This window comes from Streptomyces sp. NPDC040622 (genome assembly GCF_055593965.1).
Genome location: NZ_JBVIXD010000004.1, coordinates 184,400 through 196,529, shown reverse-complemented (window position 1 = coordinate 196,529; position 12,130 = coordinate 184,400). Strand labels below are relative to the sequence as shown.

The window sequence follows — 12,130 nt, the reverse complement described above, 5'->3', positions numbered from 1 at the left end:
CCCGTGCCCTGCCTGTGCCCTTCACTGATGGAGAAGTGACGTTCGATGTCGAGTGCTGAAGTTCCGAGTACCGAAGTGTCGAGTACGGAAGCGAAGCTTCGTCAGTACCTGAAGCGGGTCACAGTGGACCTCGGCCAGGCCCGCAGGCAGCTGCGCGAGGCCGAGGAGCGGTCCCAGGAACCGATCGCCGTCGTCTCCATGGCCTGCCGCTTCCCCGGTGACACCCGCACGCCCGAGGCGCTGTGGGACCTGGTGGCCGAGGGCGGCGACGCCACCGGGGAATTCCCCGCCGACCGGGGCTGGGACCTGGACGGGCTCTACCACCCTGACCCCGAACACCCGGGCACCAGCTACGTGCGCCGCGGCGGGTTCCTGCACGACGCGCCCGCCTTCGACGCCGCGTTCTTCGGGATCAGCCCGCGCGAGGCGCTGGCCATGGACCCGCAGCAGCGTGTCCTGATGGAGACGGCCTGGCAGCTCCTGGAGCGGGCCGGCATCGACCCGGCCACGCTGAAACTGACCCCCACCGGCGTCTACATCGGCGCGGGCGTGCTCGGATTCGGTGGCGCACAGCCCGACAAGAACGTCGAGGGCCACCTCCTGACCGGCAACGCGCTGAGCGTCCTCTCCGGCCGCATCTCCTTCACCCTCGGCCTGGAGGGCCCGTCGGTGAGCGTCGACACGGCGTGCTCGTCGTCGCTGGTGGCGATGCACCTGGCGGCCCAGGCGCTGCGTCAGGGCGAGTGCGACATGGCGATGGCCGGTGGCGTGACGATCATGTCTACGCCCGGTGCGTTCACCGAGTTCTCCCGCCAGGGAGCGCTGTCCCCCGACGGACGCTCCAAGGCGTTCGCCGCCTCGGCCGACGGCACCGGCTTCTCCGAGGGCGCGGGGCTCATCCTCCTGGAGCGCCTCTCGGACGCCCGCCGCAACGGCCACGAGGTCCTCGCCGTCATCCGCGGCTCAGCGGTCAACCAGGACGGCGCGAGCAACGGCCTCACCGCCCCCAACGGCCCCTCGCAAGAGCGCGTCATCCGCGCCGCCCTCGCCAACGCGGGCCTGGGCGCCGCCGAGGTCGACGCCGTCGAGGCGCACGGCACCGGCACCCGGCTCGGCGACCCCATCGAGGCCGGTGCGCTGCTCGCCACCTACGGCCGCGAGCGCGACGAGGACCGGCCGCTGTGGCTGGGCTCGGTCAAGTCGAACATCGGCCACCCGCAGGGCGCGGCCGGTGTCGCGGGCGTCATCAAGATGGTCATGGCGCTGCGGCGCGAACTGCTGCCCGCCACCCTGTACGTCGACGAGCCGACCCCGCACGTCGACTGGTCCGACGGCTCCGTCAGGCTCCTCACCGAGCCGGTCGCGTGGGCCCGCGGTGAACGCCCGCGCCGCGCCGGGGTGTCCGCCTTCGGTATGTCGGGCACGAACGCGCACGTCATCCTGGAGGAGGCGCCCGAGGAGTCCCCCGCCGCGGAAGCCCCCGACGAGACGTCCGGACACCCCGCGCACCCGGTGGCGGGTGCGGTGGCGGCGGGCCGGGTGGTGCCGTGGGTGGTCTCGGGACGGGGCGAGGAGGCGTTGCGCGCCCAAGCCGCGCTGCTGGCCGAGCACGTGAGCGCCGACCGCCCGCCCGTGCCGCCCGCAGCGCCCGTGTCGCCCCCGGAGGTGGGGTGGTCGCTGGCCACGACGCGTACGGCCTTCGAGAACCGGGCCGTCGTCGTCGGCACGGACCGCGAGACGCTCCTCGACGGGCTGCGCTCCCTGGCCGCGGGCGAGGCCTCGCCGGACGTGGTGTCCGGAGCGGTCGGCTCCACGGGACCGGGCCCGGTGTTGGTCTTTCCGGGGCAGGGTGGTCAGTGGGTGGGGATGGGTGCCCGGTTGTTGGTCGAGTCGCCGGTGTTCGCGGCGCGGATCGCGGAGTGCGAGCAGGCTCTGGCGCCGTATGTCGATGGCTGGACGCTGACCGGTGTGCTGCGGGGGGACGGCGCCGAGCTGTCCCGGATCGATGTCATCCAGCCGGTGCTGTGGGCCGTCATGATCGGGCTGGCCGCCGTCTGGGCCGATCAGGGGATCACACCCGCCGCGGTCGTCGGACACTCCCAGGGCGAGATAGCCGCCGCGTGCGTCGTGGGCGCCATCTCCCTGCAGGACGCCGCACGCCTGGTCGCCGTCCGCAGCATCCTGCTGCGCCGGCTGTCCGGGCAGGGCGCCATGGCCTCCCTGGGCGTGGACCAGGACCGGGCCGGCGAACTCATCGACGGACACCCGGGCGTGGTCGTCGCCGCCGTCAACGGCCCCTCCTCCACCGTCATCTCAGGATCCCCCGGCGAGATCGAGGCGGTGGTGGCCGCCGCCAGGGAACTCGGACTGCGCGCCCGCGCGGTCGGCTCCGACGTCGCAGGCCACGGACCCCAGCTCGACGCGATCATGGACCAGCTCACCGAAGGCCTCGCCGGTGTCCGGCCCACCACCACCCAGACCGCGTTCTACTCCACCGTCACCGCCGGACACCTCGCCGACACCACCGCCCTGGACTCCGCGTACTGGGTCAACAACGTCCGCCGGCCCGTCCGCTTCGCCGACACCATCAACGCCCTCCTCAACGACGGCTACCGCCTCTTCATCGAGGCCAGCCCCCACCCCGTCCTCACCTTGGCGATGGAGGGCATCATCGAGCAGGCCGACGTGCCCGCCACCGTCGTGCCCACGCTCCGGCGTGACCACGGCGACGCCGCCCAGCTCGCCCGTGCCGCGGCCCAGGCGTTCGCGGCGGGTGCGGAGGTCGACTGGCGCCGCTGGTTCCCGGCCGACCCCACCCCTCGTACCGTCGACCTCCCCACCTACGCCTTCCAGCGCACCCACTTCTGGATCGCGCCCACCAGGGGCCGCGCCGGCGACCCCGCGGGGCTCGGCCTCGCCGCGTCGGGGCACCCCCTCCTCGGCGCCTCCGTGGGCCTCGCCGACGGCGGCGTACACCTCCTGAGCGGGCGGGTGTCCCGGCAGTCGGCCACGTGGCTGGACGACCACGTCGTGGCCGGCCAGGCACTGGTGCCCGGTGCCGCACAGGTGGAGTGGGTCCTGCGGGCCGCCGACGAGGCGGGCTGCCCCGCCCTCGAAGAACTCACCCTGCAGACACCGCTCGTCCTGCCCGACACCGGGGGCCTGCAGATCCAGGTCGTCGTGGACACGGCCGACGCGGACGGCCGACGCGAGGTGCGGCTGTTCTCCCGCTCCGATGCCGACGACGCCTTCTCGTCGGAACGGCCGTGGACCTGCCACGCCACCGGACTGCTCGGGCCCGAGCAGTCCGAGCGGGCGGACGACGACACGGCCGGGACGCTGGACGGCGCGTGGCCTCCGGCCGGCGCCGAACCGGCGGACGCCGATGACCTCTACGCACAGGCCGACCGCACGGGATACGGCTACGGCCCCGCGTTCCGCGGCGTACGGGCCCTGTGGCGCCACGGCAAGGACGTCCTGGCGGAAGTGGCGCTGCCCGAGGAAGCCGGCGACCCGGACGGATTCGGCATCCACCCGGCCCTCCTCGACGCGGTCCTGCAGCCGGCGGCCCTGCTCCTGCCGCCCACCGAAGCCGCCCAGGTGTGGCTGCCGTTCGCCTGGAACGACGTGGCGCTGCACGCCGTGCGGGCCACCACGGTCCGGGTGCGCCTCACGCTCCTCGGCGACCGGATCGACCAAGGACTGCGCGTCACCGTGGCCGACGCCGTGGGCGCCCCCGTCCTGACCGTGCGCGACCTCCGTTCACGCCCCACCGACACCGCGCGTCTCGCCGCCGCGGGAACCCCCGGCCGGCACGGACTCTTCGACCTGGAGTGGACCGCCCCGGAAACCGCCGCCGCGCCGCCCCGAACCGGCGACGACAGCTGGGTGACCCTCGGCGAGGACACCGCCGCGAGCCTCGCGGACCTGCTGGCGGAGGTCGAGGCCGGAACCCCGGCGCCGACGCTGGTGGCAGCACTCGTCGAGTCCGGGCCCGGCGACGACGGCCCGGCCCTCACCACGCGCGTCCTCGGCCTCGTCCAGGCCTGGCTCGCCTCACCCCTGACCGACTCCCGCCTCGCGCTCGTGACGCGGGGCGCGGTGGCCACCGACGGCGACAGCGACGTGGACGTGACGGCGGCCGCGGTCTGGGGCCTGGTCCGCAGCGCCCAGTCGGAGAACCCCGACCGCTTCACGCTCATCGACCTCGGCCCCGACGACACGCTCGCCGACGCCATTGCGGCGGCGGACCCGGACGAGCCCCAACTCGCCTTCCACGGCGGTGAGATACGCGTGCCCCGACTCATCCGCGCGGCCTCCCCGACGCCGCCCGGCCACGAGGCCGAGCAGGCCGGCGCCCCGGCCGGGCTCGACCCGAACGGCACGGTCCTCATCACCGGTGGCCTCGGAATCCTCGGCCGGCTGGTGGCCGAACACCTGGTACGGGAGTGGGGCGTACGCCACCTCCTGCTCGCAGGCCGGCGGGGCGCCGAGACGCCCGGGAGCCACGAACTCCGCACTCGCCTCGGCGAGTCGGGCGCGAGCGTCACCGTCGCGACCGCCGACGTCGGAGACGCCGAAGCGGTCGCCGGACTCGTCGCGTCGGTCGACCCCGCGCACCCGCTGACCGGTGTGATCCACGCGGCCGGTGTCCTGGACGACGCCGTGATCACCGCGCAGACCCCGGAACGCCTCGCGCGGGTGTGGGCGGCGAAGGCGACCGCCGCACGCCACCTGCACGAGGCGACCAGGGAGACACCCCTCGCCCTCTTCATGGTGTTCTCCTCGGCGGCCGCCTCGCTGGGCAGCCCCGGACAGGCCAACTACGCGGCCGCCAACGCCTACTGCGACGCCCTCGTCCAGCACCGCCGCTCCCAAGGACTCGCCGGCCTGTCGATCGCGTGGGGACTGTGGCAGGCGACCAGTGGCATGACCGGCGAGCTGAGCCGGACGGACCTGGCCCGCATGAAGCGCACCGGCTTCGCCGCGCTGACCGACGAAGGCGGCCTTGCGCTCCTGGACGCGGCCCGCGACCACGACCGTGCCTACGTCGTCGCGGCCGACCTGGACCCGCGCGCCGTCACCGACGGCCTCTCCCCGCTGCTGCGCACGCTCACCGCCCCCGCGCGGCGGCGGCGCGTGGCCTCCGAGGGGCTCGCCGACGGAGCGCTCGCGGCACGTCTCGCGGGCCTCGACGCAGACGGCCGACTGCGGCTCGTCACCGATGTCGTGCGCGAGTACGTCGCGGCCGTACTCGGCCACGGCTCGGCGGCCCGGGTGGGCGTCGACCTGGCCTTCAAGGACCTCGGCTTCGACTCGCTCACCGCGGTCGAACTCCGCAACCGCCTCTCGGCCGCCTGCGACGTACGGCTCCCCGCCACCCTCATCTTCGACCACCCCACCCCCCAGGCCCTCGCCGCCCACCTCGTGCAGCGCCTCGCCGGTACGGTGGCGCAGGCGCCCGCCGCGCCCCGGCCCCGGCCCGCGCAGGACGACACCGACGACCCGGTCGCCATCGTCGCCATGACCTGCCGCTTCCCCGGCGGTGTCAGCTCCGCCGACGACCTGTGGAACCTGGTCGACAGCGGCGTGGACGCGATGGGTGCGTTCCCCACCGACCGAGGCTGGGACCTGGAGCGCCTCTTCCACCCGGACCCCGAGCACATCGGCACCACCTACGCCGACCAGGGCGGCTTCCTGCCGGACGCGGGTGATTTCGACGCGGCGTTCTTCGGGATCAATCCGCGTGAGGCGTTGGCGATGGATCCGCAGCAGCGGTTGTTGCTGGAGGCGTCGTGGGAGGTGTTCGAGCGGGCGGGCATCGATCCGACGACGCTCAAGGGCACCCTCACCGGCACCTACGTCGGCCTGATGAACCACGACTACGCCAAGTCGTTCCCCGAGGCGGACGCCCAACTGGAGGGCTACGCGTACCTGGCGAGCACCGGCAGCATGGTGTCCGGCCGAGTCGCCTACACCCTCGGCCTGGAAGGCCCCGCGGTCACGGTCGACACGGCCTGCTCCTCTTCGCTGGTGTCCATCCACATGGCGGCGCAGGCGCTGCGCCACGGCGAGTGCGACCTGGCCCTCGCGGGCGGCGTCACGGTGATGGCCGACCCGGACATGTTCGCGGGGTTCGCGCGCCAGCGAGGGCTGTCGCCCGACGGCCGCTGCAAGGCATACGCCGCCGCGGCCGACGGAGTCGGATTCTCCGAGGGTGTCGGCGTCCTGCTCCTGGAACGTCTCTCGGACGCGCGCCGCAACGGCCACCATGTTTTGGGCGTCGTGCGGGGCTCGGCGGTGAACCAGGACGGTGCGAGCAATGGTCTGACGGCGCCGAACGGTCCGTCGCAGGAGCGGGTGATCCGCCAGGCGTTGGCCGGTGGCGGGTTGTCGGCCGGTGATGTGGATGTGGTGGAGGGGCACGGTACGGGGACGACGCTGGGTGATCCGATCGAGGCGCAGGCGCTGCTGGCCACGTATGGGCAAGACCGTTCACCGGGTCGTCCGTTGTGGCTGGGTTCGGTGAAGTCGAATATTGGTCATACGCAGGCTGCTGCGGGTGTCGCGGGTGTCATCAAGATGGTGATGGCGATGCGGCACGGTGTCGTACCTGCGAGTCTTCATGTGGATGAGCCGACTCCGCACGTGGACTGGGATGCGGGCGCGGTGCGGCTGGCGGTGGAGTCGGTGCCGTGGCCGGAGGGGGCAGGGCCTCGCCGGGCGGGCATCTCGTCGTTCGGCGCTTCGGGCACGAACGCGCACCTGATCGTTGAGCACGTCCCCGAGCCCGCGGAAGAGGCGGAGTCCACCCATGCGCCGGAGTCCGCCGGGGTGGTGGTGCCGTGGGTGCTGTCGGCTCGCAGCGCGGAGGCCCTGCGGGAGCAGGCGCGCCGACTGAGCGACTTCGCTGCCGAGGAGGCGTCTCGTACGCCGCTGACCGAGGTGGGCTGGTCCCTCCTGAAGACGCGTGCACTGCACGAGCATCGGGCCGTCGTGGCGAGCGCGGAGCGGTCTGACGTGCTGGCCGGGTTGGAGGCGTTGGCGGCGGGGGAGACGCATCCGGCGCTGGTCGGTCCGGCTGTGTCGCAGGTTCGCGCCGGGGGTGATGTGGTCTGGCTTTTCAGTGGTCAGGGGAGTCAGTTGGTGGGGATGGGGGCTGGCTTGTATGGGCGGTTCCCGGTGTTTGCTGCTGCGTTTGATGAGGTGTGTGGTCTGTTGGATGTTGAGTTGGGTGGGTCGGTTCGGGAGGTGGTGTTCGGGGGTCCGCGGGGGCGGTTGGATCGGACGGTGTGGGCGCAGGCGGGGTTGTTTGCGTTGCAGGTGGGTCTTGCGCGGTTGTGGGAGTCGGTGGGTGTTCGGCCGGATGTGGTGGTGGGGCATTCGGTGGGGGAGATTGCGGCTGCTCATGTGGCTGGGGTCTTGTCGTTGGGGGATGCGTGTCGGGTGGTGGGTGCGCGGGCTCGGTTGATGGGTGGGTTGCCTGAGGGTGGGGCGATGTGTGCGGTGCAGGCCACGGTGGGGGAGCTTGCTGCTTGTCTGGAGGGGACGGGGGTGAGTGTTGCTGCTGTCAATACTCCTGATTCCACGGTGATATCGGGGCCCTCGGAGGAGGTGGAGCGAGTCGCGGAGGTGTGGAAGGAGAAGGGGCGTAAGACGAAGCCGCTGTCTGTCAGTCATGCTTTTCATTCGGTGTTGATGGAGCCGATGCTTGATGAGTTCGTCGGGGCTTTGCGTGAGGTGGAGTTCAGGCGGCCTTTGATTCCGTTGATGAGCAATGTTTCGGGTGGGGAGGCGGGGGAGGAGATTACGACCCCGGAGTACTGGGCGCGGCATGTGCGTCAGACGGTGCTCTTCCAGCCCGCCATCGCCCAACTGGCCCCTCGGGCGGGTGTGTTCATCGAGTTGGGTCCTGCCCCGGTGCTGACCACCGCCGCCCAGCACACCCTCGACGCCATGGACGGAGTGGATTCGGTCCTGGTCGCCTCCCTTGCCGGTGGGCGTCCCGAGGAAGAGGCGTTCCTGCAGGCTGTGGCCCGACTGCATACGGCCGGGGTTGGTGTCGACTGGTCGGTGTTGTTCTCGGCTGGTTCTGTGTCGGGTGTGGTGGATCTGCCGACGTATGCGTTCCAGCGGGAGCGTTTTTGGTTGTCGGGTCGTGCTGGTGGTGTGGTGGATGCGTCGGGGCTGGGTCTGGTGGCTGCGGGGCATGCGTTGTTGGGTGCGGCGGTGGAGTTCGCGGATCGGGGTGGGTGTCTGCTGACGGGGCGTCTGTCGCGGTCGGGTGTGGGCTGGTTGGTTGATCATGTGGTGGCCGGGTCGGTGTTGGTGCCGGGTGCGGTGTTGGTGGAGTGGGCGTTGCGGGCCGGTGATGAGGTTGGTTGCGGGTCGGTGGAGGAGTTGATGTTGCAGGTGCCTGTGGTGGTGCCTGGGGTGTCGGGTCTGCGGGTGCAGGTGGTGGTGGATGAGGCGGGTGAGGACGGGCGTCGTGGTGTGCAGATCTACACCCGTCCGGATGTGGATGCCGTTGAGGGTGATGACTCCTGGGTCTGCCACGCCACTGGCACTCTCGCTCCCGAAGCGGAGTCGACGGCCTCCGAGTTGAGTGGAGCGTGGCCCCCGGTCGGCGCCGAACCCGTGGAAGTCGATGGCTTCTACGCGCGGGCCGCGGAGGCCGGGTACGGGTATGGTCCGGCGTTCCAGGGGCTGCGGGCGGTGTGGCGGGACGGGCAGGATCTCCTGGCGGAGGTCGACCTGCCCGAGGCCGCGGGCACTCCCGACGGCTACGGCATCCATCCCGCTCTCCTGGACGCCGCCCTCCATCCTCTCCTCGCCGACCGGCTCCGGGGCGGGACCGGGGACGATCACGTCTACGTGCCGTTCGGATGGACCGGAGTGTCCCTGCGGGCGGTAGGGGCCACGTCGATACGCGTACGCCTCCGTCCAGTCGGGGACAGTGCCGCACAGGGGCTGAGTGTCACCGTCGCCGACGCGACCGGTGGACCTGTCCTGAGTGTCGACGCCCTGCAGACGCGCCCCGTGAAGCCCGGTCAGCTCGCTGCCGCTCAACAGAGCGACGTACGGGGGTTGTTCACTGTGGAGTGGTCCCCGATTCCGGCTCCGCAGGTGGCAGGCGTGCCGGACAGTGACGGCTGGGTCGTGTTGGCGGATGGTGTCGGTCTGGTTGATGTGGTGTCGGCCGGTGGTGAGGTGCCGTGGGCGGTGCTGGCTCCTGTCGGTGCTGGTGCTGGTGCTGGTGCTGGTGCTGGTGCTGGTGCTGGTGCTGGTGCTGGTGTGGGGGGTGGGGGTGGTCTGGCGGTCGTGGAGCGTGTGTTGGGGCTGGTGCAGGAGTTTCTGGCTGTGGAGGAGTTGGCGGAGTCCCGTCTGGTGTTGGTGACACGGGGGGCCGTGGCCGTCGGGGTCGAGTCCGACAGTGATGTGGATCCCTGTGTCGCGGCGGTGTGGGGCTTGGTCCGCAGTGCCCAGTCCGAGAACCCGGGCCGTTTCGTTCTCCTCGACCTCGGGACGGATGCCGACGTTGGTTGTGGCGTTGTTGTCGAGGGTCTGGATCAGTCCCTCGTGCGTCGGGCCGTCGAAGACCTCGACGAACCCCAACTCGCCCTGCGCGAAGGGAAGCTGTACGCCCCCCGCCTGGCCCAGGCACGACGCCCGTCCGAGCCGGTTCCGCCTCCCGGTGAGCCGGCCTGGCGTCTGCGGATGGTGAACGACGGCTCGTTGGACGACCTGGCAGCCGTGGCGTGCCCGGAGGTTCTGGAGCCGCTGGAGCCCGGGCAGGTACGGGTGTCGGTGGCTGCCGCCGGCATCAACTTCCGCGATGTCCTCGTGGCGCTCGGCATGGTCCCCGCGTACGGAGCCATGGGCGGTGAGGGTGCCGGTGTCGTGACGGAGGTCGGCCCCGACGTGGCCCACCTTTCGGTCGGCGATCACGTCATGGGCGTGTTCGAGGGCGCGTTCGGCCCTGTGGTGATCGCCGATGCGCGGATGCTCGCGCCGGTCCCGCAGGGCTGGGACTTGCCCACGGCGGCCGGTATCCCGGCGGCGTACCTCACGGCTTGGTACGGGTTGGTGGAGCTGGCGGGTCTGAAAGCGGGTGAGCGGGTACTGATCCATGCCGGTACGGGTGGTGTGGGGATGGCCGCGATACAGATCGCCCGGCACCTGGGCGCGGAAGTGTTTGCCACCGCGAGTCCCGCCAAGCATGCCGTCCTGGAGGGGATGGGTGTCGACGCGGCCCACCGTGCCTCGTCCCGGGACACCGCCTTCGAGGGCGTGTTCCGGGAGGCGGCGGACGGAGACGGCATGGATGTCGTCCTGAACAGCCTGGCCGGTGAGTTCATCGATGCTTCCTTGCGGTTGCTCGGCGATGGCGGCCGGTTCCTGGAGATGGGCAAGACCGATCTGCGTGTCTCCGACGAGGTGGGCGCCGAGTACCCGGGCGTCACGTACACCGTCTACGACCTGGTCGGCGACGCGGGACCGGACCGCATCGGCCGGATGCTGGACAAGCTCGGCGAGTTGTTCGCCTCAGATCGGCTTAAGCCGCTGCCGGTACGTTCCTGGCCGCTGGACAAGGCGCGGGAGGCGTTCCGGTTCATGAGTCAGGCGAAACACACCGGCAAGCTGGTGCTGGAGATCCCGCCTGCCCTCGACCCCGAGGGCACGGTGCTGGTCACCGGTGGGACCGGCGTGCTCGGGCAGGTCGTGGCGGAGCACTTGGTGCGGGAGTGGGGCGTACGGCACCTGCTGCTGGCCAGCCGTAGTGGACCGGAAGCTCCGGGCGGCAGTGAACTCGCCGACAGGCTGCGCGGGTTGGGTGCGGAGGTGACGCTCGCTGCGGCTGATGTCGGTGACGCGGACTCGGTGGCGGAGCTGGTCGGCAAGACGGATCCCGCGCATCCGCTGACCGGCATCGTGCATGCGGCGGGTGTCCTGGAGGACGCGGTGGTGACCGCGCAGACTCCGGAGGGTCTGGCACGTGTGTGGGCGGCGAAGGCCGCCGCCGTACAGCACTTGCACGAGGCGACGAGCGGGATGCGGTTGGGCCTGTTCGCCGTGTTCTCCTCGGCCGCCGCCACCCTCGGCAGTCCCGGGCAGGCCAACTACGCGTCCGCCAATGCCTATTGCGACGCCCTGATGCAGCACCGCCGCGCAAAGGGCCAGGCGGGAATGTCCGTCGGCTGGGGCATGTGGCAGAGCCCGGACGACTCGAAGGCGGAGTCGAAGGCCCACAGGAAGAGCACCCTGGACGGCGACATGGCCGGCGGCGCGACCGGCGGCATGTCCGGCGGTCTGAGTCAGACCGACGTGGCCCGGATGAGCCGCATCGGCGTCAAGGCGATGACCAACGCGCACGGCCTGGCCCTGTTCGACGCAGCGCACCGCCACGGACGCCCCCACCTGGTGGGCTTCAACCTCGACCTGCGCACCCTCGCCACCCACCCCGTGGACACCCGGCCCGCGCTCCTGCGCGGCCTGGCCGCACGCCCCGCGGGCGCGGCGAGCCGGCCGACCGCGACGGCCGGTGGGCAGCCCGCCGACCTGGCGGGACGGCTTGCCGCCCTGCCCGCCGCCGACCGGCACCACACGCTGGTGCGGCTCATCAGGGAGCAGGCCGCCACCGTCCTCGGCCTCCGCGTCGACGGGCTCGGGACCAGCAGCACCTTCAAGGAGCTGGGGTTCGACTCCCTCACCGCGGTCGAGCTGCGCAACAGGCTGTCCGCCGCCACCGGCCTCCGCCTGCCCTCCGGCCTGGTCTTCGACCACCCGGACGCCGACATCCTCGCTACGCACCTGGGTGCGCAACTCGCCCCTGACGGCGGCACCCCCGTGGGCCAGGAGGCCACCGACCCGGTTCTGCGCGACCTGGCAAAGCTCGAGAACGCCCTGTCCTCCAGCCTCGTCGAACACCTCGACGCCGACGCGGTCACGGCCCGCCTGGAAGCACTCCTCTCGAAGTGGAAGGCGGCCGGCGCGGCGCCCGGCTCCGCCAGCACCAAGGAGCAGCTCCAGGTGGCCTCGACCGACCAGGTCCTCGACTTCATCGACAAAGAACTGGGTGTGTGAAACGACCGTGCACGGCGCGACAACCACGCTGAAGGCTGGGTGAACT

At 71.7% G+C, this 12,130-nt stretch carries 1 protein-coding gene; it reads left to right on the top strand.

The annotated features are described in order from the left end of the window. Nucleotides 1-75 precede the first annotated feature (75 nt). The gene (locus ACZ592_RS12715; RefSeq protein ID WP_471581541.1) at nucleotides 76-12,084 is read left to right on the top strand and encodes an SDR family NAD(P)-dependent oxidoreductase; all 12,009 of its coding nucleotides are present in this window, start codon (nucleotides 76-78) and stop codon (nucleotides 12,082-12,084) included. Nucleotides 12,085-12,130: the final 46 nt, after the last annotated feature.